This is a genomic window from Adlercreutzia faecimuris (assembly GCF_022669055.1).
In the GTDB taxonomy this organism is placed as follows: Bacteria; Actinomycetota; Coriobacteriia; order Coriobacteriales; family Eggerthellaceae; genus Enterorhabdus; species Enterorhabdus faecimuris.
The window spans coordinates 31,205-56,669 of sequence record NZ_JAJMLW010000004.1 but is presented as its reverse complement, the minus strand read 5'-3'; the positions used below and the strand labels follow the sequence as shown (position 1 = coordinate 56,669).

General features: G+C 72.6%; 20 protein-coding genes and 1 tRNA gene. 3 read left to right on the top strand and 18 right to left on the bottom strand.

The features are described from left to right. Positions 1–11 precede the first annotated feature (11 nt). The 13 genes from LPT13_RS10450 to LPT13_RS10390 all read right to left on the bottom strand — a co-directional run bounded on the left by LPT13_RS10450 (position 12) and on the right by LPT13_RS10390 (position 12,059). Positions 12–962, bottom strand: coding sequence for a type II secretion system F family protein (locus LPT13_RS10450; protein ID WP_242166290.1), 951 nt, complete (start codon positions 960–962; stop codon positions 12–14). Continuing rightward, positions 959–1,930: a type II secretion system F family protein gene (locus LPT13_RS10445; protein ID WP_242166288.1), complete on the bottom strand. Its 972-nt coding sequence runs from the start codon at positions 1,928–1,930 to the stop codon at positions 959–961. The genes LPT13_RS10450 and LPT13_RS10445 overlap by 4 nt, the downstream gene beginning before the upstream one ends. Next, on the bottom strand, positions 1,894–3,222 hold the full coding sequence (locus LPT13_RS10440; RefSeq protein ID WP_242166285.1) for a TadA family conjugal transfer-associated ATPase: 1,329 nt from the start codon (positions 3,220–3,222) through the stop codon (positions 1,894–1,896). The genes LPT13_RS10445 and LPT13_RS10440 overlap by 37 nt, the downstream gene beginning before the upstream one ends. Then, on the bottom strand, positions 3,219–4,931 hold the full coding sequence (locus LPT13_RS10435; protein ID WP_242166283.1) for a CpaE/TadZ family protein: 1,713 nt from the start codon (positions 4,929–4,931) through the stop codon (positions 3,219–3,221). Before LPT13_RS10435 ends, LPT13_RS10440 begins: the two co-directional genes overlap by 4 nt. Positions 4,932–4,965: 34 nt before the next feature. Then, a complete protein-coding gene (cpaB, locus tag LPT13_RS10430) occupies positions 4,966–5,631 on the bottom strand; it encodes a Flp pilus assembly protein CpaB (RefSeq protein ID WP_242166281.1) in 666 nt (221 codons plus the stop codon). 663 nt (positions 5,632–6,294) lie between these two features. After that, positions 6,295–6,369 (bottom strand) — tRNA-Val (locus tag LPT13_RS10425). Between the two features lie 327 nt (positions 6,370–6,696). Continuing rightward, positions 6,697–7,218, bottom strand: a complete 522-nt coding sequence (locus LPT13_RS10420; RefSeq protein WP_242166279.1) for an FKBP-type peptidyl-prolyl cis-trans isomerase — start codon at positions 7,216–7,218, stop codon at positions 6,697–6,699. 69 nt (positions 7,219–7,287) lie between these two features. Beyond that, complete coding sequence (locus LPT13_RS10415) at positions 7,288–7,986, bottom strand: class I SAM-dependent methyltransferase (RefSeq protein WP_242166278.1); 699 nt, start codon at positions 7,984–7,986, stop codon at positions 7,288–7,290. Between the two features lie 101 nt (positions 7,987–8,087). Further along, positions 8,088–8,414 (bottom strand): hypothetical protein, encoded by a 327-nt coding sequence (locus LPT13_RS10410; protein ID WP_242166276.1) that lies wholly within the window; start codon positions 8,412–8,414, stop codon positions 8,088–8,090. A gap of 177 nt (positions 8,415–8,591) precedes the next feature. Beyond that, on the bottom strand, positions 8,592–8,867 hold the full coding sequence (locus LPT13_RS10405; protein WP_242166274.1) for a hypothetical protein: 276 nt from the start codon (positions 8,865–8,867) through the stop codon (positions 8,592–8,594). Between the two features lie 91 nt (positions 8,868–8,958). Next, positions 8,959–9,318: an oxidoreductase gene (locus LPT13_RS10400; protein ID WP_242166272.1), complete on the bottom strand. Its 360-nt coding sequence runs from the start codon at positions 9,316–9,318 to the stop codon at positions 8,959–8,961. Between the two features lie 20 nt (positions 9,319–9,338). Then, positions 9,339–11,651, bottom strand: a complete 2,313-nt coding sequence (locus LPT13_RS10395) for a molybdopterin-dependent oxidoreductase (protein ID WP_242166270.1) — start codon at positions 11,649–11,651, stop codon at positions 9,339–9,341. A gap of 156 nt (positions 11,652–11,807) precedes the next feature. Continuing rightward, positions 11,808–12,059 (bottom strand): hypothetical protein, encoded by a 252-nt coding sequence (locus LPT13_RS10390; protein ID WP_242166268.1) that lies wholly within the window; start codon positions 12,057–12,059, stop codon positions 11,808–11,810. 389 nt (positions 12,060–12,448) lie between these two features. Between LPT13_RS10390 and LPT13_RS10385 the strand changes: the two genes are divergently transcribed. Together LPT13_RS10385 and LPT13_RS10380 are read left to right on the top strand one after the other, a co-directional pair. Beyond that, positions 12,449–14,086 carry a response regulator transcription factor gene (locus tag LPT13_RS10385; RefSeq protein ID WP_242166267.1) on the top strand — a complete coding sequence of 546 codons (1,638 nt, stop codon included), beginning with the start codon at positions 12,449–12,451 and terminating at the stop codon, positions 14,084–14,086. 203 nt (positions 14,087–14,289) lie between these two features. Next, a complete protein-coding gene (locus LPT13_RS10380; protein WP_242166266.1) occupies positions 14,290–18,312 on the top strand; it encodes a BadF/BadG/BcrA/BcrD ATPase family protein in 4,023 nt (1,340 codons plus the stop codon). Positions 18,313–18,407: 95 nt separating this feature from the next. Here the strand turns inward: LPT13_RS10380 and LPT13_RS10375 are convergent, their stop codons facing one another. The 4 genes from LPT13_RS10375 to LPT13_RS10360 form a co-directional block, all read right to left on the bottom strand. Continuing rightward, the gene (locus tag LPT13_RS10375) at positions 18,408–19,160 is read right to left on the bottom strand and encodes an SDR family NAD(P)-dependent oxidoreductase (RefSeq protein WP_242166265.1); all 753 of its coding nucleotides are present in this window, start codon (positions 19,158–19,160) and stop codon (positions 18,408–18,410) included. A gap of 203 nt (positions 19,161–19,363) precedes the next feature. Beyond that, positions 19,364–20,281 carry a 3-phosphoglycerate dehydrogenase gene (locus tag LPT13_RS10370; RefSeq protein ID WP_242166264.1) on the bottom strand — a complete coding sequence of 306 codons (918 nt, stop codon included), beginning with the start codon at positions 20,279–20,281 and terminating at the stop codon, positions 19,364–19,366. 450 nt (positions 20,282–20,731) lie between these two features. Then, positions 20,732–22,480 (bottom strand): amidohydrolase, encoded by a 1,749-nt coding sequence (locus LPT13_RS10365; RefSeq protein WP_242166263.1) that lies wholly within the window; start codon positions 22,478–22,480, stop codon positions 20,732–20,734. After that, positions 22,474–22,689, bottom strand: a complete 216-nt coding sequence (locus tag LPT13_RS10360; protein ID WP_242166262.1) for a hypothetical protein — start codon at positions 22,687–22,689, stop codon at positions 22,474–22,476. Before LPT13_RS10360 ends, LPT13_RS10365 begins: the two co-directional genes overlap by 7 nt. A gap of 464 nt (positions 22,690–23,153) precedes the next feature. Here LPT13_RS10360 and LPT13_RS10355 point away from each other — a divergent pair, with 464 nt between their 5' ends. Next, on the top strand, positions 23,154–24,515 hold the full coding sequence (locus LPT13_RS10355; RefSeq protein WP_242166261.1) for an MATE family efflux transporter: 1,362 nt from the start codon (positions 23,154–23,156) through the stop codon (positions 24,513–24,515). Here LPT13_RS10355 and LPT13_RS10350 read toward each other — a convergent pair. Next, complete coding sequence (locus LPT13_RS10350; RefSeq protein WP_242166260.1) at positions 24,512–25,258, bottom strand: hypothetical protein; 747 nt, start codon at positions 25,256–25,258, stop codon at positions 24,512–24,514. The two genes, LPT13_RS10355 and LPT13_RS10350, sit on opposite strands and share 4 nt — an antisense overlap. Positions 25,259–25,465: the final 207 nt, after the last annotated feature.

Genomic DNA, 25,465 nt, shown 5'->3' with positions numbered 1-25,465 from the left:
TCTCTCCTCTCTCATGAGAAACCCCCGATGAGCTCCAGCATCACCGGGCCCAGCACCAGCATCAGCATCGCCGGCAGGATGAGCGTCGCCGTGGGCACCATCATCTTCACCGGCGCCTTCGCCACCTGCTCCTGCAGGCGCGCCCGGTAGGCCGCCCGCGCCTCGCGCGCCGCGTCCTCCAGGCTGTCGGCCATCGACGCGCCGAAGCGCAGCGACCGCACGACGTTTTCCACCACGCGCGTGAACGGCGGCGAGTCGTAGGACGCCGCCACGCGCCGCAGCGCCTCCTCGCGCGTGGCCAGGCCGCACTCCCACTGCCGCCGCGCGCCGGTCAGCGACGCCGCCAGCAGCGTGTCGAAGTGCTCGCCGTACAGCGCCAGGCTCCGGTCGAAGGACAGGCCGCTGCGCAGCCCCAGGGCCACCACGTCCAGCATCTCGGAGAGGTGGCGCTCCATCTCCTCGGCCCGGCGCCGGCTGCGGCGCGCCACGGCCCAGCGCGGGGCGCGCCATCCGAGCGCGCCGCCGGCGCCCGCCAGCAGCAGGGCCGCCTCGGGCGAGGCCGCCATCCCGAGCGCGCCGCCCAGGGCCGCGCCGGCCGCCGCCAGGCGCACCCGCGCCTCGCCGCAGGCCGCGACCGACACGGCGTCCCCCAGCCCGGCGCGCGCCAGGTGATCCCCGAACCAGGCCGGCCGGCCCAGCGGCGGGGGCGCCCAGCGGTGGGGCGCCGCCCCCTCGAGCCGGCGGGTCAACGCCGTCAGGTAGGCCACGACCCGGTCGTCCGCCGAGCCGCCCGATGCGGCCGTCGATCCCGCGGCGGCCGTCGCCTCCGCGCCGCCCAGGGCCCGCCGGTGGCAGCGCCTCCGCTGCCAGCGCCGCGCCGCATCCCAGCCCCACAGCCCCAGCAGAGCCGCGAACGCGCACGCCGCCGCGGCCCAGGCGGCCGGCGCCCCGGCCGCCGTCATCGCCCCACGCCCACGTCGAGCATGTGGCGCACGGCGAGGACGCCCGCCGCCTGCATGGCAAGGGCCGCGCCGAGCAGCGCCACCCCCACGGGGCTGCCGAAGAACGGCTCGAGGAACCCCTCGCTCACCAGGGAGAACAACGCCACCAGCAGGAAGGGCATCAGCGTCACGATGCGCGCCGAGAGCTTCGCCTGGGCCGTCTGCACCCGCAGGGAGCGCCGCAGCTCCAGCTCGCCCTCCACCGACTCCCGCGCGGCGTCGAGCACCGACGCCAGGCTGCCGCCGCTCTGGTGCTGCACGTCGAGCGACACCGCCACGAAGGCCAGCTCCGCCAGCCCCTCCTGGCCGCGGAAGACGGCGAGGGCCTCCCCCGGCGTGCAGCCCGTCCCCAGCCGCGCGGCGGCGCGGGCGAACAGGGCGCCGAGCGGGCCGCCTACCTCGTCGGCCGTCTGCCGCAGGGTCTGCGGCAGCGAGAGGCCGGCGCGGAAGCACACCCCCATCGAGCGGAGCGCGTCGGGCACCCCCGCCCGCAGGGCCTCCTGCCGCCGATCCTGGGCGGCTCGCAAGGCGCCCGCCGCGGCCACGGTGACGCAGGCCGCCACGGCCGCAGCGCACACCGGCGTGCCCGACGCGAGCCACGCCGTAGCGCCGAGGGCCGCGCAGGCGAGCAGGAGCAGGCTCGCGACCGCCTCGGGCGACGACACGGCGCCGCGCTCAGCCAGCAGGGCGCAGGCGTCCCGGGCCATCTGGTGCGCGCCGCATGCCCGCAGCAGCAGCCGCGCCGCCGGCAGCAGCGGCCGCGCGCCGTGGCGCAAGAGCCACGGCGCGGCCCCCGGGCCATCGCCTCCCACGACGGCCTGGGCGCGGCGCGCCCGCACGATCCCCTCGAACCCCCACTGGCCCAGCACCAGCCCGGCCGCCGCCGCGCCCGCTAGCGCGCCGCCTGCCGTGAGAGTCGCCGCCTCCATGCGACCACCTCCTCCTCGTCGATGATTCCCCACCTCACGGCCGCGTCGAGCCATCCGGGCTCGGCGAGCCACCTTCCCCGCTCCTCGCCCGGGCCGCGCTCGTAGAGCGGCGTGAGCACGCATGCGCGCCGCTGCGCGTCGAAGACCACCTCGGCCGCCGCCGACACGAAGCGCGACCCGTCGCGGGCGCGCGCCGTCTGGACGATCAGGTCGAACGCGCCGCCGATTTGCGCCTCCACGGCGTCGAGCGGCAGGTCGACCGCATAGCGCACCATGGTGACCAGCCGGTCGACCACCTCCTGCGGGGCGTTGGCGTGCAGCGTCGTGAGCGATCCCTCGTGGCCCGTGTTCATGGCCTGGAGCATGTCGAGCGCCTCGCCGCCGCGACACTCCCCGACGATGATGCGGTCGGGCCTCATGCGCAGCGCGTTGATGACGAGCTCGCGGATGGTCACCTCCCCGAGCCCCTCGGCGTTGCTCGGCCGCGCCTCCAGCCGCACCACGTGCGGGTGCTCGTCGAACTTGAGCTCCGCCGAGTCCTCGATGGTGATGACGCGCTCCCCCGCGGGGATGTGGCACGACAGCGCGTTGAGCAGCGTCGTCTTGCCGCTGCCCGTGCCGCCCGAAACCGCCACGTTCTTCCGCGCGACGACCGCCCATACGAGCAGCTGCCGGAAGTCGTCGCCGAACGATCCGCGGGCCACCATCTCCTCGAGCGTCATCACGCGCCGCGAGAAGAGGCGGATGGTCAGCAGCGGGCCGTCCGGCGAGAGCGGCGGGATGATGGCGTGGACGCGGTGCCCCTGGGGCAGCCGGGCGCTCACTGTCGGCGACGCCTCGTCGATGCGCCGGCCCAGCGGGCCGATGATCCGGTCGATGAGCACGCGCACCTGCTCGTCGCTGGCGAAGCGCGCCGGGCTGCGGTGGAGCCGGCCGTCCCGCTCGTAGTAGATGCTCTTGGTGCCGTTGACCATCACCTCGGTGACGGTCTCGTCCTCCAGCAGCCCGTCGATGGGGCCCATGCCGAACACCACGTCCACCAGGTCGGCCACCAGCCGCTCGCGCTCCACCGGGGTCACGGCGTCCCACCCGCCCTCGGCGAACGCCTGGCGGCACGCGGCGCGCAGCTCGTTGCGGGCGCGCTCGGGGTTGTCCCCCATCATCGCGGCCACCTTCTCCATGGCCAGGCGCTCGCGCACGCTGCGGCGCAGGTCCTCCACCGTCGCCGTCCGGGCAGGGCGGCCGGGGACGGGCGCCGCCTCGGCCGCGCGGGCGCGCTCGAGCAGCGTCATCGCGCGGCCCCCGCCTCCACGAGCACCGCGGGGCGGCCGCGGCGCCGGCCCCACCGGCCCGCCTTGCGACCCCCGGCGTCCCGGCCACGCGGGCGGCCGGCGTCAGGGGGCGCCTCAGAAGTCGCCTCGGACGCCCCGCGCCCCCTCTTCCGGCCCCTGCCGGCGCCCCGACCCGACGAGCCCCCGGGGAGCAGGTCGTCGAGAACGGCCCCCAGCGACTCGCGCAGCTCGTTGCGCTCGGAGGCCAGGGTCTGGGCCAGCCCCGATCCGAGCAGCTCCTCCACCGCCGGGCCGCCGTCGCGCAGCTCCCTCACCGGGGCGCCCTGCAGCGCGCAGGACACGTCGAGTGAGGTGAACGGCACGCCCTTGGCGCAGCGGTTGAGCAGGAACAGGAACGAGCCCGTGGCGATGCCGCACCGCGCGCACAGCTCGAGCGCGTGGCGGCAGGCCCGCACCGACGAAGCGCGCTGGTCGACGAGGAAGAGCGTGCGGGCGCTGCGCTCGATGACGAGGGCGTGGCCCTCCGACCAGCTGGCGCCCGTGTTGACCACCACCGCGTCGAAGCGGGCCGACGCCTCCTCCAGCAGGCGCGGGAGCTGGGCCGCCAGGGCCTCTGCCAACTCGAGGCGGTGCGGTGCGGCCACGAGGGCCGGCACGCCGGCGTCGGCCGGAGCATCGAGCAGGCCCGGATCGGCCAGAACTTCGTCCACCGTGGGGGCGCCGGAGGATCCCAGCAGGTCGGCGGCGTCGCCGAACTGGAGGTCGGCGTCGACGAGCAGCGTGCGCAGCCCGCGACGCGCCGCCAGGCAGGCGGCCAGCACGGCCACGGTGCTCTTGCCCGCGCCGCCGCTGCCGCTCACCACCGACAGCACGTACGCGGGAGGGCGGGCGGCGGCGGGAGCGGATGCCGGCGGCGGTGCCGCGGGAGCGGCAGGCGCGGGCGGTGGAGCGGGGGCCGGGGATGCCGCCGGGGCAGCGGGATCCGACGCGGTGGACACGGGCACACGAGGCGCGGACGCTGACGCGGCGGGCGACGCGGGCGCCAACGCCACAGGCGGCAGCGGCGCCGTGTCGGCAGCCGACAGCGAGAGCGCCGGGGCGCGCTCCCCCGACGGCGCCCCGGGCGCGCCAGGCGCGGCAGCCGCCCGCCCCGCTTCCACAGCGGGCGCCGGCGGCGGCAGCGGATCCTCCGCATCTGGGCCGCCGTCGCATTCCCAGGCGCACGCGCCGTCGTCTCGCGGCGGGCGCGGGGCGCACACTATCGGCAGCCGCGCGTCATCCCCGGCTCCGAGCGGACGCGCCGACGCCTCGGCCGCCCGCACGGCCGCCGCGCGCGCCGCCGAGGCCAGCCGGCGGCGATCCTCGTGGGCGACGCGACGCGCCAGACCATCCGGCGTGAGCAGCCCCGTGACGCCGGCCGCCTGAGCGCGGCTGACCTCCGACCCGCTCAGGCCCTCCGCCACCAGGTAGAGGGGGATGCGCGCGTCGTCCCGCCGCAGGGCGGCCGCCAGGTTCACAGCTCCCATCTGGTCGCTCGACGCCACCCAGGCCTCCTCGATGGGCGGCTGCTGGGCCAGCCGCGCCCGGGCCTCGACGGCATCCGAGCGCCCCTCCAGCCAGTCGCGTTCCCGCAGCAGGTCGTCCGCCAACCCCAGGGACGCGGGACTCGCCAGCGACGCCCGGTCAGCGCAGAATAGTATGTTGCCCATGGCCATCCTTTCCGCCGGCAGCGCCGGCTCTCTCCTAGGCCTCGGTGCGGCCGCTTTCCCCTCCGCCCGTGGGAAGGACGAAGTAGAGCTCGAGATTCTGGGCGGCCGCCACCAGCTCCTGCACGGCCGACGGGCTCACCGCCAGCGTCACCCACGCGACGGCGCCGGGTGCGAGCGGCCCGGACGCGTCGCTGCTCGTGGCCACGATCAACGCGCGCGGCACGAGCAGCTCGGTGGCGCTCGCGCCCGTGGCGTACACGTCCGCCCGCATCCCCGGCTGGAGCGCGCCGCCCACCGCCTGCACCTCCCGCGCGGGAACGCTCACGGCCGCGAGCCCCTCAGGAATGTCGAGCGACTGGGCCGCGGGCGCGCCGATGCGCCGCGTGGTGATCGCCTCGCCCTTGAGGATGGGCGCCGACGCCTGCTTGCCCATGATTTCCCCTCGCGCGGTGACGGCGCCCTCCGGCAGCAGCCCCGCCACCCACAGGCCCGTGTCGACCGCGCCCTCGTCGATGATCTCGCCCGCCGCGATGTCCCGCCGCGCGACGCACACCTCGAGCTGGTCGCCGCCATAACGTGCGAGCGCCTCGGCTCGCGCGGCGTCGGCCTGGTCGCTCACCTGCATGAGGAACGCGCCCACGCACACCGCGCAGCCCAGGGCGCACAGAACGCCCACGGCGAGGGATCGACTTCGCTTCATAGAACCTCCGTCCTCTCGATCGGAGGCCATTGTGGGCACCCCCAATAACTGGGGAGCGCTCACACGGCGGCGCAGATGCGGCTGCCCCGCGTCACGCCGCCATCGTCCCCGCATGGCGAATGCCGCCGCGACGCGTGCTCGGAGGGCCGCGGACCATCGTCCCCCGCGGCGCGGCGACCGCCATCAGCGCCGCCCCCGCGATGCGCGAGCCCCGCGAGAGCGACGCCCCGACGGCTCGATGACGCACGGCGGAGCCGCCCCGGCGGCGCGCGGGCGTCACGGCAAGGCCGCCCCGGCAGCGCGTGAGCGTCACAGCGGTACCACCCCGGCGGCGCGCGGGCGTCGCGATGGCGCTCCCCCGGCGGCGCGCGAGCGTCATGGCGGTGCACCCGACACGTCACGGGATGCTGGGCGCAAGGGCGCTATTGTCGCAATGTCACACGACAATAGAACAAGTGTTTCACGTGAAACATTTTCGAGAGCAGGAGGAAGAAGACGCAAAACGGCGCCGGGAAGTCAGGAGGGGTCGGGGGTCGGGGGTCGGGGGTCGGGGGTCGGGGGTCGGGGGTCGGAGGTTGGGGGGTTGGGGGTTGGGGGGTTGGGGGTTGGGGGTTGGGGGCGCAACGAAAAAGGCCGGGGCGTGGGCCCCGGCCTTTCGTATCGTGGTGGTCGCGGAGGGATTTGAACCCCCGACCTTGTGCTTGTAAGGCACCTGCGCTCCCGCTGCGCCACGCGACCTCATCGCGCGCCACGCCCGCCTGGCGGACGTCCGCGTCCCGGTATTCTCCCACAGATCACCCCCAGGAGCAATCACGCGCAGCCCGGCGGCAACACCCTCACCACACCCGCGCACCACACGCTTGCATCGCGCGCTCGCGCCGCTCGCGGCACAACACGCCCGCGCTACGCACCCCACATGCCGCGCTTTTGCCACGCCGCACACGCGCACCCGCACTCTTGCACCGCACGCCCGCACCCGCACTCTTGCACCGCACGCCCGCACCCGCACTCTTGCCACGCGCCACGCGCCACACACCCGCACGCACACCCCGCGCGACGCGCGCACTAGCGGTAGTCGCTGGCCTGGTCGGCGCCGAGGAGCTTGGACTGCTCCTTGAGGTGGCGGGCCTTCTCGGCGGCGGAGACGAAGTCGGCCGGCGGCTCCTCGACGGACAGCAGCTCCACCTCGAAGGTCAGGTCGTGGCCGGCGAGCGGGTGGTTCAGGTCGAACGTGACCTCGCCGGCACCGACGGCCGTGACGGTGGCCGGCATGGGCGCGCCGTCCTCGCCGCTGGCCAGCCAGATGCGCTTGCCCACGGCCACGTCGCGCGCGGGGATCTGCTCGGCGGGGATGGTGGTGACGTAGTCGTCCAGGTACTCGCCGTAGGCGTCGTACTGGCCGACGGTGAACGTCTTCCGCTCGCCTGGCTCACCGGCCATCTCGAGGACGGCCTGCTCGAACCCGTCGATGGTCATGTCCATCCCGGTCTGGAAGACCATGGGCGCATCGGCGGTGGCGAACCCGAAGACGCTGCCGTCCTCGAGCTTCCCGGTGTAGGTGAGGGTGACGGTCGATCCAAGCTCCATGCGGTGCTCCTTTGGGGGAAGGCGCGCTCCCCGCGCGCCGGGCCTCGCGCCCTCCCCGCGGAAGGGCGCCTACTTCTTATGGGCGTTGAGGGCGACGGCGCGGAAGCGCACGTCCTCGTCGCCAGGGGCTGTGGGCGCCGTGGCGCCCTCCCGGTAGCCCCGGCTCGCCTCGACGGGCTCCTCGGCCACCACCTCGGGCGCCGAGAAGCCGGCGGACGCGAGCCATGCGAGGGTCTCGGCCTCGGTGCGGGCGGCCTGGACGCTGTTGCCCAGCGCGCGGGCCGCCTCCACCACCGCCTCGTCCCGCGGGCGGTCGGCGAGCACGGTCTCCAGGATCAGCAGGCCGCCGGGGCGCAGCGCCCGGCCGATCTCGGCCAGGGCCGCCGCCGGGTCGGCCAGCAGCGTGACCACGCTGTTCACGTAGGCCACGTCCATCGACCCGTCCTCGACGCCGGCGGCCGCCAGGTCTTCCGGGTAGGCCACGGCGAACGCGAGGTTGCTGCGGGAGAGGCCGCCCTTGCGCCAGGCGCGCTCGGCACCGGCGCGGGCCTCCTCGACGTAGGCGGGGCTCCAGTCGACGCCGAGCACCGAGCCCTCGTCGCCGGCCAGCTCGCCCAGCCGGTAGGCCCCGCGGCCGCGCCGGCAGCACACGTCCAGGATGCGCCTGCCCGCCAGCTCGTCGTCCGGCAGCACCATCTTGCACATGCTGGCGAACCCGTACTCGAACTGGCGCCCCTCGTAGAAGTCCCGCAGCTCGTCCGCGTCCATCGCGCCTCCCCTCCCCGGGCCCGCGGCCCATCCATCGGTCAGGGGGCATCGTAGCGCCCGGCCGCCCGCGCAGCAAGCGCCCGCGCGCTCGCGCGCAGCGCCTACCAGGGCGCGCCGGCGGGGTTCAGCTTGCGGCGCGGCGACAGCTCGTCGCTGAACAGAATGCAGTAGCGCATCCCCTTCAGCGTGACGTACAGGCTCGCTATCTCGTGCCGCCCGCCGTGGTTGAACACCTCGTAGGTAAGGTACTCCCGTTCGATCAGGGGCCCGTAGACGTCGCTGCCCTCGATCTGCTCCAGCAGCAGGTTGGTGGGCTGGCGGCCCAGCTCGTCCTGCTTGAGCGAGATGTTGTACAGGATGTCCTCCTGCTCCTCGGTCAGGCGCCCGAGCCTCTCGATCTCGGCCCTGATCTCCTCTTCCGTCGCCATGACTGATGCCTCCTCGCGTTCGATGACTTTCCCGACTTCGTGATCGCTCCGTGATTTGACAGGCGCATGCATCGCCGGCGCGGGCCGCTGGGCAGAGGAGCGGCCCGCGCCGGAGATGCAAGGGGAAGGCCCGCCTCAGGGGGACGAGACGGGCCTTCGATCCCTCGCCGGCAGATGCTAGATGCCGGCGAAGCCCTTGGAAGGATCGCTGCCGCCGACGCCCTTCTCGTCGTCGCCGGCTTCGTTGCCGGTGCGCTTGGTGGAGGTGTAGCCGCCCCAGGCGCGGGCGATGAACTTGTCCTTCACCCAGAAGATCTGCGCCTTCATGAGGTCAGCCTGGGTGATGCCCTCCTCGGCCAGGGCCTCGTCCTTGGACTTGCCCTCGGCCACCAGCTTGTTCAGGACCTCGGCCGCCTCGGGGGCGTCGAGGGCCAGGAATTCGTCGCGGGTCATAGTGCCCTCCTTGTCAGTCTCAAAGCACAAGCCGCGGTCACCGGCCATCGAGCCGATGACCGCGGCACACTACCTCGCGGGGATCGCGGGACTACAGCTGGAACAGGACCATCGGGCGGTCGAACTCCGCCATCTTGGCCTGCATCTCCTCAAGGGTGCCGTAGTACATGGACGCGGACTCCTCGACCTGGACCGCCAGGGGACGCTGGCCGGCCTTGTCGCCGCCCGTGCCCCAGTGGTCGGAGAAGATGGACGTCGGGCAGGGGATGTAGAACCACTCCCAGGCGTCGCCGTCGTTGCCCTCGCCCTTCTTGAACGGGCCGACCTCGACCTCCTTGATGCCGAACTGGTCGATCGGCAGGCCGAGCTCCTCCTTGCAGGCGATCTCGGCGGCATGGTTGCCGGAGAAGTAGGTGTAGTCAACGAGCAAAGCGTATTTCTGATCTGCCATGTGTGTCACTACCTTTCGAGTTAGTCCTGGTCGAGGCTGCGGACACGACGGACGTTGCACATGACGCCCTTATACGGCGCGCCGAAGCCGAGCTTGCCAACGTTGAAGTGCGGCACGAGGCTGTTGAAGTTCGACTTCCAGACGCCGAACAGGTTGGGCTCCTCGCCGTCCTGCTCGGGGAACCACCAGCCATGGGCGCAGTTCAGGATGCCGGGCTTCATGACCGGGGTGATCTCCGCCTTGAAACGAGCCTCGCCGAACATGTTGTAGACCTCGACCCAGTCGCCGTCGGTGATGCCGTACTCCTTGGCGGTCTCGGGGTTGATCTGCACCCACGGCCACGGATCGATCTGGCGCAGCGAGGGCACCTGGCGATGCTCGGAGTGGAAGGAGCTGTAGCGGCGCGAGCCGGACGTGGTGATGAGCGGGTACTGGCCGGCGAAGTCGGGCTTGCTGATCGGGCTGTAGTTCGGCTCCTCGTAGTAGGGCAGCGGATCCTCGCCCCAGGATTCGTAGAGGATCGAGTAGGCCTCGATCTGGCCGGTGATGGTGTTGAAGCCGGGCTGGCCGTCGAAGCGCAGCAGGCCCTTCTCGTACTTCTCGTACTCGAAGCCGTGGGCGCCGGGCTGGTACAGGCCGAGCTCCTGGAAGCCCTTCCAGTCGAAGCCGAGCTCCTTGAGCTGGTCGCTGTAGAAGTCCTCCACGGCGGTCTGCAGGGCCTCGAGGTCGAGGGACTTGCCGTCGGCCGGCTTGTACCACGGCCACCAGCTGGGGTTCAGGCGCTGGCCGAACATGAGGCAGATCTCCACGTCGGACTTGCACTCGCCGACGGTGAGGGCCTTGTTCATGGGGCCCATGAACACGGTGTTGCGGCCGTAGTGGGTGAGCACGATGCCGTCATGCTCGGCCCAGGTGGCCATGGGCAGGAAGTAGTCGCCGACGGCCATGGCGGTCGGGGTCATGGTGATGTCCTGCACCACGACGAACTCCAGCTTCTGCAGGGCCTTGTGCCAGCGCTTGGGCTGGGCCGAGCAGGTGGGGGTCAGGAAGTTGGAGCTGTTGAACCAGCCCATCTTCAGGGCGTAGGGCTCGTCGGTCTCCATGGTGTTGAGGGTCTCGTCGGGCTGGGTGGTGGCCATGCCGGTGGACAGGCCCGGCCACGCCGCGGCGCCGATGCGCTTGGACCACACCTCGTCGTCCATGGCGCCGCGCTGCTCCATGCGCCACTTGCCCAGCAGGGCGGACGGCGGGCCGAGGGTCAGGCCGCCGGGACGGTCGATCGAGCCGGCCAGGGCCGCCAGCACGATGAACGCCTGGGACAGCTGCACGCCGTTCTTGTTCTGGTCGAAGGCCAGGCCCCAGGCCCAGCCGATCGGGCGCTCGGTGCCGATGATGTGCGCGACGCGCTTGATGTCCTCGACCGGGACGGTGGTGATCTCGGAGACCTTCTCCACCGGGTACTCGGCGGCGCGGGCCTTGATCTCGTCGAGGCCGTAGATCCAGTTCTCGGCGAACTCGTGGTCGTACTCGCCGGTCTCGAACATCAGGTTCATGATGCCGAGGGCCAGGGCGGTGTCGGTCTGCGGGCGGACCTGCAGGTTGATGTTGCCGTTATGGGCGCCGACCCAGGTGATGCGGGGGTCGATGGAGATGATCTTGGTGCCGCGCTTCATCATGTCGACGAGGCAGTGGCCGAAGAAGCCGTCGCCGTTGGAGGGCAGGGGCTCCTTGCCCCAGACCACGACCCACTTGGACAGGGTGTAGCGGGGGTCGTCGTAGCTGCCCGGCAGGTGGCCGGCGTAGTCGAGCTCGGGGTAGCCCGCGCCCAGCACGTAGTCGGAGATGGAGCAGCGGGGGCCGTAGCAGGACCAGCCGGACTGCGTGTAGCAGCAGTTGGGGGACTGCAGCACCGAGAACGTCAGGGCGTAGTAGAAGATGCACGCCTCGCGGCCGGTGCCGCCGAAGCAGACGATGGACTCGGGGCCGTAGGTCTCCTGGAAGTAGCGCACCTTCTCGCAGATGGTGTCCATGGCCTCGTCCCAGGTGGTGCGGACCCACTTGTCCTTGCCACGGTCCTCGTAGGCGCGCTTCATCGGGTAGATGATGCGCTCGGGGGCGTAGGTGTACTCGCGCAGGGCGAGGTTCATGGCGTTCACGCGACCGGTGGTGATCGGGTTGTCGTCATCGCCCTCGATGCGGATCAGCTCGCCGTCCTTGGTCACGACCTTGACGCCGTACCCCACGGGGTGGGATCCCGGAGGCGACCAGGTGTTGGAGCGAGTGACGACGGTGCCGTCCTCCATTACGGTTTGCCACTGTTTACCGTATGCCATACTTTCCTTCTTTCTCCACGTTTTCCATACCGTAGAAACTTCGCGTGCTTGGCGGCACGCTATCAGCAAGCGCGGCCGCCGGGGAGGTGGTTCTCCGGGGCGGCTGGGCCTCCCATCCCTAGTGAGGGGCCCGAGCGCCTGTTGCCAAGGGTCGGCCTACTGGCCGGGGGCCGCCGGCGGCTTCGGGGCGCCGGGGGCCTTCGGGGCGCCGGGGGCCGCGGGAGCCGCGGGCGCGCCGGGGGCCGCGTTGGGCAGCGGCTTGGTGCCGTCGAGGTAGGGGGTGAAGTCGCACTTGCAGAACGGGCAGGACTTGAGCGTGATGCCGCCCATGGCCTGGATGGTCTTGCCGCACTCGGGGCACTGGTTCACGCCCGAGCCCGCAGAGGCGTCAGCAGGTCTAAAGCACATCGGGGTTCCTCCTTTTATAGAAGATGGCTGACTTGCCGGAGGAGCCGTTGCGTCCCCAGCGCCTCCGACAAGCCGGAGTGTACGGAGCGCGGCGGGGACGAGGTTCATTCCAGGGGGTCGTTTTTCGCGCGGCGCCGCTCAACCCCCTGGGTTGATTTTCCTCGTCCTCGAAATGGTCGCACCTGGTCAACGCCATGGAAACGGATTCCCCGCCTCTCGGGCGGGGCGGCGGGGGGATGCTAGGGGCTCCCATTTTGCTCCTTACGGGCGACCCGGGAGCGTAGTATTATGGGGCGCGTTGGGCAGCGGCCGGCCGGCTCGCCAAGCCCTCGGAGGACGTCGTCCCGTCCCCTCTCATCGATCGCTGACAAGACGACGAAGGAGCTCCTATGCCCTCCAACTTCCCGCACATCACCATCAGCGTCGCCCATGGAAGGAACGAGTCCGACGCCTCGGGCGACCTGAACACGCTCTGCGTCGGGTTCGGGATGTTCCAGGGATGGCTGTACGCCGCGGTGTTCGGAGGCGTGGCGGTGTTCCCCGGCGTGGGCGACGACGGCGGGGTGGCGACGCTCGTCTTTGACGCGTTCTGCGTGAGCTTCGCCCTGGCCCTGCTGCTGCTCGCCTTCACCAACCAGCTGTTTCTGCGGTTCTACGTGGGGAAGAAGGCGCTGGCCCTGGCGTCGATCCTGGCCTCGGCGGGAACGCTGGGCCTGTTCGCCGCGGGATCCGGTTCCCCGACGGCAGCCGCGGCGGCCGTGGCGTCGGGCGCGTGCATGGGCGCGGGGGGCAGCCTCATGGTGGCCATGTGGGGCACGGCCTTCGCCCGCTACGAGTTCACCACCATCATCCTGAACACCGTCGTGGCCGTGGTGCTGGGCATCGCCCTCTACCTGTGCCTCGTCAACTGGGTCATCGTGCCGGTGTCGGCCCTCATGGCCGCGCTGCTGCCGGTGCTGGCGTCGCTGCTGCTGTGGAAGCTGACGCCCATCCCCTACTACCGGCGCCAGGAGATCCCCATCTTCCACCCGCTGCCCATCCGCCGCGCCTCCTTCGTGGCGCGCTTCGGGCTGCCCTCGCTCATCTTCGGGGTGTCGCTGGGGGCGCTGCGCGTCTGCGTGGTGACCGGGTTCCTCCAGACCGGCGACCTCACGGGCCAGCTGGCCATCGGCGCGGGGGCCTGCGTGGGCGCGGCCGTCGTCTTGGTGGTGGCGGCGGTGACCAAGGGCGACTCGCACTGGGACATGCTGTTCCGCTGCCTGGTGCCCTTCGCCGCGGCGGCCCTGTTCTGCCTGCCGCTGCTGTCGGGCCCCGCCGAGCTGCCGGCGTGCTTCATGGTGCTGGTGGGCTACATCTGCCTCGAGTCGCTGATGTGGATCTTCTTCTCGGACATGTCCCAGGAGCTGCGGCTGTCGCCCATCTTCGTGTTCGGGCTGGGCCGCGGCCTGCTGGCCATCGGCGCCTTCGCCGGCGCCACCATCACCGAGGGCATCCTGGCCGGGATCGGCGCGACCCCCGGATCCCCCACCGAGGCGCTGCTGCTGATGCTCCTGCTGCTGGTCGGCTACTCGCTGCTGCCCCGCCAGCGTGAGATCCAGGCCATCATCGACCCGCGGCGCGGCGAGAGCCCGGGCTGGACGTCGCTCAAGGCCGCGGTGAACCGCCAGGAGGAGCAGGCGGCCGCACGAGCCGAGGCCGCGGAGACCGGCGGGCAAGGCGCCCCCGACGCCGACGAGACGGCCGGGGCCGAGGCCGAGGAGCGGGCCGCGAAGGGCCGCTTCCACGGCCGCTGCGAGGAGATAGCCGACCGCTACCTGCTGTCGCGGCGCGAGACCGAGGTGATGTTCCTGCTGGCCAAGGGCCACAACGCGGCGTTCATCCAGGACAAGCTGTGCATATCGAAGAGCACCGCCAAGACGCACATCAACCACATCTACCGCAAGCTGGACATCCACACCCAGCAGGAGCTGCTGACCATGGTGGAGGAGCGCGAGGTGCCGGCGCCCCTCGAGGCTCGGCGGCGCTAGGGCGCGCGGGGCGCGGGCAGCGGGCGCGGCCGGACGCGGGCGACCGGGGCGGCCGGCGCAGTCGCGGCGGGCGCCAAGCGGCGGGCGCGGGCGCGGCGCTCGGGCGCGTGTGGGCGCTTTGCGCACGGGGCGCGCCGACGGGCTGGCAGGCGCCTTCTGTGTCATAATCGACCCGAGAACATCGAGGGAAGAGCAGGCACATCATGCACGAGACCGACTGCGGGGCGCCCCTCGGCGCGTCCCGGCCGACCCTGCGCATCGGCATCGATGCGGGGTCGAAGACCATCAAGGTCGTCATCGCCGAGGAGGACGGCACCATCCTCCACTCCGCCTACCAGCGCCATCAGTCCAACATCCGCAAGACGCTCCAGACGGTGCTGCACGACCTGTCCTGGCGCCACGGCAACCTGGAGGGCACCGTCGCCATCACCGGGTCGGCCGGCATCAGCGCCGCCGAGGTGCTCGGCGTCCCCTTCGTCCAGGAGGTCGTGGCCACCACCCGGGCCGTGCGCGGCGCCTACCCCGACGCCGACGCCGTGGTGGAGCTGGGCGGCGAGGACGCGAAGGTCATCTACCTGACCGGCGGCCTGGAGCAGCGCATGAACGCCACCTGCGCCGGCGGCACGGGCGGCTTCATCGACACCATTGCCTTCATGCTGGGCGTGCGCACCGGCGCCATGAGCCGGCTGTCCATGGGCGCGTCGCGGCTCTACCCCATCGCGTCGCGCTGCGCCGTGTTCGCCCAGACCGACGTGCGGCCGCTACTCAACGCCGGCGCCGCGAAGGCCGACATCGCCGCGAGCGCGCTGGACGCCGTGGTGCGCCAGACCCTGGGCGGGCTGGCCTGCGGACGGCCCCTGCGCGGGACGCTCGTGTTTCTGGGCGGGCCCTTCGAGTACGTGCCCGACCTGGCGCACCGCTTCCGCCGCGCGCTCGGGCTCACCCCCGCGACGGGCATCCTGCCCCGCGACGCGCACCTGTTCACCGCCCTGGGCGCCGCGCTGCTGTCCGAGGAGGAGGCCGTCACCGCGTCGCTCGACGAGCTGTGCGAGCGCGCGGGCGCCGGCGAGCTCATCGACGCCGAGGAGGAGCTGGGACGCCTGCCCGCCCTGTTCGCCGACCCGGAGGAGCTGGCCGCCTTCCGCGAGCGGCACGCCCGGGCCGTCTTCCCCTCCCTCCGCTCCTTCGACGCGCGTGGGCCGCTGTTCCTGGGCGTCGACGCCGGGTCGACGACGGCGAAGGTCGCCCTGGTGGATGCCGACGGGCGCCTGGTCTACAACGCCTACGAGCCCACGCGCGGCGACGTGCTGGACACCGTGCGCCAGATGGTCCTGGGCGCGCTCGCATCGCTGCCGCGGTCAGCCCCGCGGGGCGAGGAGGCGCCGTGGATCGCACACGCCACCGCCACCGGCTACGGCGAGGACCTGCTGCGCGCGGCACTCGGCATCGACTCGGGGGTGGTGGAGACGGCGGCGCACCTGCGCGGCGCCCAGGAGCTCGTGCCCGACGTGTCGTTCGTGCTCGACATCGGCGGCCAGGACATGAAGGCGCTGTGGGTCGAGCAGGGCGCGGTGGCTGACGCCGTGCTCAACGAGGCCTGCTCGAGCGGCTGCGGCGCGTTCATCGAGGGCACCGCCCACAGCCTGCGGTCGACCCCCTCGGAGTTCGCGGCCGCCGCGCTGCGGGCCGACCATCCCGTCGACCTGGGAATGCGCTGCACCGTGTTCATGTCGTCGCGGGTGAAGCACGCCCAGAAGGTGGGCGCCTCGCTCGACGACATCGCCGCCGGCGTGGCCTACTCGGTGGTGCAGAACGCGCTGTTCCGCATCATCGGCAGCGAGCGCGCTGCGTCGCTGGGCGACCGCGTGGTGGTGCAGGGCGGCGCGTTCAAGTCCGACGCCGTGCTGCGCGCCTTCGAGCTGATCTGCGGCGTCGAGGCCGTGCGCTGCGACCGGGCGCACCTGATGGGCGCCATCGGCGCGGCGCTCGTGGCGCGCGACCGCTGGGAGGCGGAGGGCGACGGCCGGGCAGGTGCGGGCCCCGCCTCCGGCGAGGGCGCGGACGACGGCGCGCGGGCGAGGAGGCGGAGCACGCTCATCGGGCGCGACGAGCTGGCGGCGCTCAAGCCGGCGCACCGGGCGCTCACCTGCACCGGCTGCGCCAACGCCTGCTCGCTCGACGTGGTGGAGTTCGGCGAGGACCGCGCCTTCGTGAGCGGCAACAAGTGCGACCGCGGCGCCGACGAGCTGCGGCGGCGCGCCGCGGCGGAGGGCGCGGGCGACGCGGGGCCGGCCGATGGCGGGCGCGAGAGCGCCCCCAACCTGATGGCGCTCGAGCAGGCGCTCGTCGGGCGCCTCGGCGACGAGGAGGGCCTGGGCCCGCGCGCCCGGATGACCATCGGGATCATGGACACCCTGGAATCCTACGAGGCGCTGCCCTTCTGGCATGGGCTCATCCGCGCCCTCGGGTTCAGCGTGCGCGTGCCCGATCACGGCTCCGACCAGGGCGGATCGCGAGCCGCCTGTGAGACGGTGCCCTCCGAGAGCGTGTGCTTCCCCGCCAAGCTGTCGCACAGCCGCCTGTTCTCGCTTCTGGGCAAGGACTGCGACGCCGTGCTCATGGCACGCTACGACCGGAGCTACCACTGCCCCGTGACCTGCGAGTACGCCGATGCGCTGGCCGACGGCGCCGGGATGGGCGCCCGCGGGGGCCGCCCGCCGCTGATCGCGCCGACGCTCAGCCGCAGCAAGCCGCGCGCCATCGCCGCCAGCCCCGAGGATCGCGCCGCGCTCGCCGCCTGCCTCGACCCCCTGGCGACCGCCGCCGGGGCGCCGCTGGCCGAGGGCGAGCTGGAGGCGGCGCTCGACGCGGCGCTGGCCGCCCAGGCCGACTTCGAGCACACGATGGAGCGCGCCGGCGAGGCGGCGCTCGCCTGGGTGGAAGCCGACCCGCGGCGCCACGCCGTGCTGGTGGCGGGGCGCCCCTACCACAACGACGCCGCGCTGGCCCACGACGTGGACGTCATGCTGCAGAAGATGGGGCTCGCCGTGCTCAACCCCCTCGGCCTGGGCGCGCGCCTGCGCGCGGTGGACGGCCACGCCCCCGGCGCCCAGCCGTGGAAGCCGGCAAAGCGCCTGGTGAGGAGCGCGCGCTTCGCGCTGGCCCACCCCCAGGTCGACCTGGTGTGCCTCCAGTCGTTCGGCTGCGGCTTCGACGCCGTGAGCCTGGAGGAGGTGCGCGACCTCGTCACGGCGGCCGGCGCGCCCTTCACGGCGCTCAAGGTGGACGAGATGGTGGACACCGCCCACCTCCGTATCCGCCTGCGCACCCTCGCCGAGACCATCGCCGTGCGCAAGCGCCGGGGCGCGGCGAGCGGCGGCGCGGTGACGGGCGACGCGGGCGCTGCGGGCGAGGCGCCGACGGGCGTCGGCGATGCGGAGGGCGCGGCGTGTGCCGCGGGCGACGCGCCGGGCGCGCCCGATGCTGGCGAGGCGGCCGCGGCGTGTGCCGGTGACGCTGCGGCGACCGGCGACCACGAGGCGCTCCTGCTCGCACGCGGGCTGGACGAGGGCGACCTGGAGGTGGCGCGACGCTGCACGGCCAAGGACGTGTGCTTCACGGCCACCGCGCTGGCGGCGCGCGCCATCCGCCTGCTGGAGGCCGACCCCGACCTGGACGCCATCACACTGCCGGCGGTCTGCGAGCGCTGCCTGGTGGACGCCGTGCCCCGCATGGTCGAGCGCGCCACGGGCCGCACGCCCGCCTTCACCTGGGAACGCGCCTGGCGCGCGCCCGATGGCGCCGCGCCCGACGACGTGCCCGCGCCCACGCCCGCCGGCGACGACGCCAGCCGACCGCGCATCGGGCTGGTGGGCAACCCGCTGCTCATCTTCGACCCCTTCATGAACGACAGGCTGGTCGAGATGCTCGGCGCTCTCGACGCCGAGCCGGTGCTCCCCGACCCCGCCCTGCTGTTCTCCGACGACGTGCGCTTCCTCCCCCAGCTGGACGCCTTCGCCGCCGCCGGCGTGCGCCACGTCATCTATCTTCAGTCCTTCGGCTGCCTCAAGGGCCACGTGAGGAGCCGCGGCGCGCTGCACGACCTGGGGCGGCGCTACCCCGATATGCAGATCACCGTGCTCGACTACGACCCCGAGGCATCGGCCCTCAACCGCGAGAACCGCGTCCGCCTGGTGGTGGAGGCCGCCCGCCGCAACCTCCGCTAGCGGCCGCCCCTCGCAAGCGAAGGGTCCCTCCCTCCCCGCGCAAAAGGGGCCCCTCCGAGGAGGGGCCCCTTCGCATCAGCGGCGCGTGTGATTCGCTACGGGCGCGACAGCCCGTCAACCGGCAGGACGGCGCCGGAGATGTAGCTGGCCATGTCGCTCGCCAGGAAGAGGTAGGCGTTGGCGATGTCGGACGGCTCGCCCATGCGGCCGAGCGGGATGCTGGCGATGAGCGGCTGGATGATCGAGTCGGGCAGCGCGTCCACCATGTCGGTGTGGATGACGCCCGGCGCCACGGCGTTCACGCGGATGTGGTCCTTGGCCAGCTCACGCGCGAGCGACAGCGTCAGCCCGTTCACCGCGAACTTCGACGTGGGGTACGCCGAGCCAGAGGGCTGGCCGTAGCGGCCCACCATCGACGAGGTGTTGATGATGCAGCCGCCCTCGCCCTGCTCGCGGAAGATGCGGGTCGCCGCCTGGCTGCACAGGAACACGGCGTCGACGTTGATCTCCATGACCTTGCGGAACTCGTCGGCCGTGTAGTCGAGGATGGGCGTGCGCGAGCTGACGCCGGCGTTGTTGCCCAGGATGTCCAGGCGGCCGAAGGCGTCGACCACCTTCTGGAACTCCGCCGCGATGGAGTCGGGGTCGGACAGGTCGGGAGTGATGCCCATGACCGGGTAGCCCTCGTCGATGACCTGGAGCTCGGACAGCGCGCGCTCCACCGTCTCGGGCCGCGAGCCGCAGATGGCGACCTTCGCGCCGTTCTCCAGGAACTCGTGCGCGATGGCGAAGCCGATGCCGCGCGTCGCGCCGGTGATGATGGCGACCTTCCCGTCGAGAATGCCCATGGTTCCTCCTTCTTCGGCCGCGGGCGCGCGGGGCGCCAGGGCCGATGACGGGCCGTCGGGCGCCAGAGCGCCGAACGGCCGCTTTCGCATTGGACGCCATGATACGGGACGGCCGCCACGCCCGAGGGCACGGCGGCCGTTTGCAACAAACTCGAAACGCGGGGCTCGCGCGGGGGATGCCCCCGCGGACGTGCCGGGCGCGCCTACATGTTGACGCAGTGCACCTTGTTGCCGTTCTCCAGGTAGTCCATGATCTGGTTGACGGCCATGATGGCGCAGTTGTCCTCGGCCTCGGCGGTAGAAGCGCCCAGGTGCGGGATGACGATGGCGTTTTCCATGGCCATGACGGCGGGGTTGGCGAAGTCGGTGACGTAGCAGCCCACCTTGCCGTCGGCCAGGCCGGCGGCCATGGCCGCGTCGTCGACGAGGGAGTCGCGCGAGAAGTTGAGGAAGACGACGCCGTCCTTCATCTGGGCGATGGCGTCCGCGTCCACCATGCCCTTGGTGTCGGCCGTGGCCGGCACGTGGATAGTGACGAAGTCGCTGGCGCCGTAGAGGTCGGCCAGGTCGGCGGTGAAGGTCATGGTCGGCGAGATGGCGGCGGCGCGCTCGGCGTCAAGGAACGGGTCGTAGCCGATGACCTTCATGCCCAGGGCCTCGGCGGCGGCCACGACGAGCTTGCCGATGGCGCCCAAGCCGATGACGCCGAGGGTCTTGCCGGTGATCTCGCGGCCGGCGAACTGCTTCTTCGCCTTCTCGGCCGACTTGCCGATGTTCTCGTCGTCGGCGTTGTCGCGGCACCAGGCGATGCCGCCGACGATGTCGCGGCTGGCCAGCAGCATGCCGGCCAGGACGAGCTCCTTCACGGCATTGGCGTTGGCGCCGGGGGTGTTGAGCACGGGGATGCCGGCCTCAGCCATGGCCTCGAGCGGGATGTTGTTGACGCCGGCGCCGGCGCGGGCGACCACCTTCAGGTTGGCGGGGATGGCCATCTCGTGCATGTTGGCGCTGCGCACGAGCACGGCATCGGCCTGCTCGATGTCGTCGACGATCTCGTACTGGTCGGTCAGGAGGGCCAGGCCCTCCGGCGAGATGTTGTTGAGGCAGTGGACTTTGTACATGGCGACCCCTTAGCGTCGGCGCGCGGGCCCCCGGCCGGCGCGCGTTGTCAGTGACCCGCTAAGCATACCGCTCCCGCGCGAAGGAGCCCTCCCACGCCGCCCTCTTTTCGGTCAGACGGGATTTCATATCCATTTTCGCGAGTTTCCCGAGGCTCGGAGGGCGTTTTTCGCGGGAATCGGGCGCCGATTGGGGAACGCGAAAAAACTGACCTGGGGAAACGCCGGCGCGGCCCTCCGAGGCGCCGTCGCTTGCCTCGGGAAACTCGACGAAATGGATATGAAACGCCCAAATCGGTGCAAGCCGCCGGTGATTCGGGGCGGCGGGCTCCAATCGCCGGGGGCAAGCCGCCGGCAACCTGGCACGCCGCGCCTCGCTCGTCGGCGGCGCGGGGTGGGCCGGGCGCGGCACGTCGCCGCTCGTCGGCGGCGCGGGGCAGGCCCGGCGCGCGGTTACTCGTCGGCGGCGTAGACCCGGCGACCGCCGACGTAGGTGGCCAGGACGCGGGCATCGGGGATGGCCTCGGAGTCAACGGCGGTGAGGTCGCGGTCAAGCACGACCAGGTCGGCCAGCATGCCGGGGGCGAGCGCGCCCAGGTCGGCGCCGCGGCCGGCGGCGCGGGCGCTGCCGGCGGTGTAGGCGCGCAGGGCCTCGGGCACGGTGAGCGCCTCAGCCGGCAACCAGCCGCCCTCCGGCGCGCGCGTGTCGGCGTCCTTGCGGGTGACGGCCGTGTAGACGGCAGCGAGCGGGTCGGTGGGCGTGACCGGCGAATCGGTGCCGAAGGCGAGCACGGCCCCGGCGTCGAGCAGCTGGCGGAGGGGCCACATGTACGGCACGCGCGCGGGCCCCAGGTCGCGCTCGGGGCCGCCGGGGTCGAGCGTCATGTGGCGCGGCTGCACCGAGGCCGCCACGCCCAGGCGCGCCAGGCGCGCGATATCGGCGGGCTGGAAGTTCTCCAGATGCTCCAGGGTGAAGACGGGCGCGGGGCGCGGGGCGGCACCCGGGGCGTCCGCGGCGCCCGCGACGCCCGCATCCGAAGCGCCGGCTCGCGACCGCCCGATGCCCGCGGCCTCGTACAGGTCGAGCGCCCGGTGGATCGCCTCGTCGCCGATGGCGTGGATGCGCACGCCCTGCCCCTCGGCGGCCGCCTTCTGCACGAGCTCGCCCATGACCTGGGGATCCACCGTCGGGCGCCCGCAGTCGCCGGGGAAGCGCGCGTTGGCGTAGGGATCGTGCAGCCAGGCCGTGTGCTGGCTGGACACGCCGTCGAAGAACTGCTTGTAGCCCTGGGCGCGCACGAGCGGGCCGTCCAGGCGCTCCTGGAGGCCGGCCAGGCGACTGCCGTCGGCCAGCAGTGTGGGAAACAGCGACACGCGCAGGGTGAGCTCGCCGGCCTCCTCCAGGGCGGCGAACAGATCGTCGCGCACGAAGTCGAGCCCCGGCCCCGCCATGAGCGCCATGTCGCAGACCGCCGTCACGCCCTGGGCGTTGAGCGTGGCCTGGAAGGCGCGGTAAGCGTCCAGCAGCTCGTCGGCTGTGAACTCGCCGACGATGCGCGGCATGAGCTCCATGGCCGCCGCCTCGCGCACGATGCCGGTCAGCCGGCCCTCCGCGTCGCGGTCGTAGCTGCCACCGGCCGGCGCCTCCGAGGCCTCGGTGATGCCGAGCCGCTCGAGCGCGCGCCCGTTGAGCCACAAGGTGTGGGCGTCGCCGGAGTACAGCGCCACGGGCCGGTCGGGGTAGGCGGCGTCGAGCGAGGCGCGCGTGGGCATGACCGGCGGGTTCCAGCGGTACTCGCGCCAGCCCTGGGCCAGCAGCCACGACCCGGCGGGGCGCCGCGCGGCCAGCGGGGCCAGGCGGTCGACGCAGTCCTGCTCGCTCGCGCCGAGGAACTGGTCGGCCAGGGGCGACGCGTAGAGCGCGGAGTGGAAGAAGTGCAGGTGGGCGTCGTGGAAGCCCGGCATGAGGAAGGCGTCGCCGTAGTCGGCGCGGCGCGCGGCGGCGGCCACGGGATGGGCGGCGTCGCCCACCTCGGCGGGGTCGCCCGTCCACGCGATGCGGTCGCCCGCGATGCCCACGGCCAGCGGGCGCACCTCGTCGTCAAGCGCGGTGAAGCCGTGGCGTGCCGTCACCACCAGGTCGGCCGCCGACACGGCGGCGCCCGCCGCGGCAGCGCCGGCCGTCGGACGCTCCCCTAGCATGCCGCCGCGGCGCTCGGCGCCAGGAACAGCATGAGCGCGAGGACCGCCGCCACGACGACCGCCCCCAGGGCCACCCCCACGACGACGCGCCGCCGCGACGCGCCGGGATCCTCCGGCTGCGGGGCCTCGCGCCGCCCGACGGCCGGCTCCCCCATGGACGCCATGAGGCGGGACGCGTCGCGCTTCGGGTTGTCGGGCTGATGGGGCATGGCGGGCCTTTCCCTCGGGGTCGGTTGCTGCCGAGCAGCATAGCACGCCCCCGCGACCGCACGCCCGGCGCCGCCCGCGCCGTCGAGCCGCCGTGAACCGCGACAGCAAGGTGGGACGAGGCGGGGAACGCGCGGCCGCGCCAGCACCCGCGACGCCCCCGCAACCGCCCCGAACACGAAAGCGGACCGGTGCCATCGGGGAGGCTCCAGTCCGCTTTCGCTGTGTTTTAGACTACGGACACTATATGACACTATCCAATACTCGTCAACATCTTATCTGAAAAACTTCTGGAGACTGGGCCGACCCTGACATCCGCCCTCAGCGTTGGGCGACACTGGGCCCCCGAGAGAGAAGCCCGCCCCAGTCGAGCGCACCCGCCGCCACACGCGCCCGCGTGCGCGCCGCCGCACGCCCCGCAACCCCGCGCCCTACGCGCCCGCCCCCCCCGCTCCGAGGAGCCTCCATGACCGTCGACATGTCCCAGCACTTCACCACAGGCAAGCTGCTCAAGTTCGTGGCGCCCTCCATCGCCATGACCATCTTCGCGTCACTCTACTCCATCGTGGACGGCCTGTTCGTGTCCAACTTCGCCGGCAAGACGGCCTTCACGGCGGTCAACCTCATCTTCCCCTTCATCATGATCCTGTCGGCCTCGGGCATGATGATCGGCACCGGCGGCAGCGCCATCGTGGCCAAGACCCGCGGCGAGGGCGACGACGACCGCGCCAACCGGTACTTCTCGATGCTCGTGTGGTTCGCCCTGGGGCTCGGCATCGTGCTGGCCGCGGCGGGCTTCGCGGCGACGGAACCGGTGGCCGCGCTCCTGGGCGCCAGCGGCCAGCTGCTGGCCGATGCCACGCTCTACGGGCGGCTCATCCTCCTGACGCTGCCCTTCTTCATGCTGCAGTACGCCTTCCAGAGCTTCTTCGTCACGGCCGGCAAGCCGCAGCTCGGCTTCGGCATCATCGTGGCGGCCGGCGTGACGAACATGGTGCTCGACGCGCTGTTCGTCGGCGCGCTCGGCTGGGGGCTCGTCGGCGCCGCGCTGGCCACCAACATCGGCGAGCTGGTCGGCGGCGGCCTGCCGCTCATCTACTTCCTGCGCAAGAACGCGAGCTTCCTGCGGCTGCGCCCCGTGCGACCTCAGTGGCGCGTCATCGGCAAGGCGTGCGTCAACGGGTCGTCGGAGATGGTGGCCAACGTGGCCATGAGCCTGGTGGGGATGCTGTACAACCTCCAGCTGCTAGCCTACGTCGGCGAGGACGGCGTGGCGGCCTACGGCGTCATCATGTACACGGGGATGGTGTTCGGCGCCATCTTCATGGGCTACGCCATGGGGTCGTCGCCGCTGATGAGCTTCCAGTACGGCGCGCGGAACCACCGCGAGATGCGCAGCCTGCTGCTGCGGAGCCTCGGGCTCATCGCCGCCGGGAGCGTGGCGATGTTCACCGCCGGGCAGCTGTTGGCCGAGCCGCTGTCGCGCATCTTCGTCGGCTACGACGCGGCGCTGCTGGCGCTCACCGTGCACGCCTACCGGGTGTACGCGCTGTGCTTCCTGCTGATGGGCTTCTCCATCTACGGGTCGGCGTTCTTCACGTCGCTAGGCAACGGGCTGGTGTCGGCGCTCATATCGTTTCTGCGCACGCTCGTCTTCGAGGTGGGCGCCGTCATCCTGCTGCCGCTGTGGCTGGGCGTCGACGGCATCTGGCTGTCGGTGACGGTGGCCGAGCTGGCATCGGTGCTGGTGACCGCCGTGTTCATGATCGCCCTGAGCGGGCACTACGGCTATCGCAAGGCCGGGATGAAGGCGGGGAAGGCGAGCTAGCGCTCCTTAGGGCGCACCCGGTCGGCGACGGCGCGCACGCCGCCCGCGGCCGCACGCGCGCCCGCGGCGGCCGCATGGCCCGCCCGGGAGGCGCCGCCCGCCACGACGTGCCCGGCGGTCGCGGCCGCATGGCCGGCCGCCGACGCTCCCGCCGCTGCGGCGTGGCCGGCTGCCGACGCTCCCGAGGCCACGGCGTGCCCGGCGGTCGCGGCGGCGTGGCCGGCATGGGACAGCCCGGTAGCCGCTGCGTGGCCCGCCTTGCCGGCGGTGGCGGCGGCTGCGCGGGCGCCGGCCTTGGCCGCGGCGGCGGCCTTGGGAGCCGCCACCTTCGCCTGGGCCACGGCCTTGCGCGCATAGGGCTCCACCACGGGCGCGGCGGCGGGCGCTATCTGGGCGACCTGCTTGACCAGGGGCATCGCGCTGTTTACGACGCGCTTGGCCCCCTTGGGAAGCGGCATGAAGCGCAGGGCCTTGTCAGCCACGTCCACCACCTTGCCGAAGGTCTCGGCGTACTCGGCGGCCGACTTCCGCGGCTTGCCCGCCGCGCCGGCGACTGCGGCGCCCTGCGAGCTCGCCGCGCCGTCGCCCGTCGTGCCCGCCACTCCGGCGGCGTCCGCGACCCCAGGCTCCGCGCCCGCCACGCCCACGGCGTCCGCCGCGAGCTCCACGGCCGCGGGCGCCGCGCCCGTCGCATCCATCCCGCGTTCCACGGCTTCCCCATAGCTGACCTGGCTATCTGTCATGGCAGCGCTCCTTCCACGACCGGTTTCCTCGGGCTATTCTCTCACAGCGCCCGCGTCCCGCGCCCGCGCCGCTTCCCATCCTGCGCGGAACCGTTACGCCCGCCGCCGATGACAACGCCTAGTTCACAGCTAGGCTATGAGAGCGTTTCAGGAGCTCGGCGACAGCGGCGCGCCGCCGGGCTCCCCGTAACCTAACGCAAATGCCTC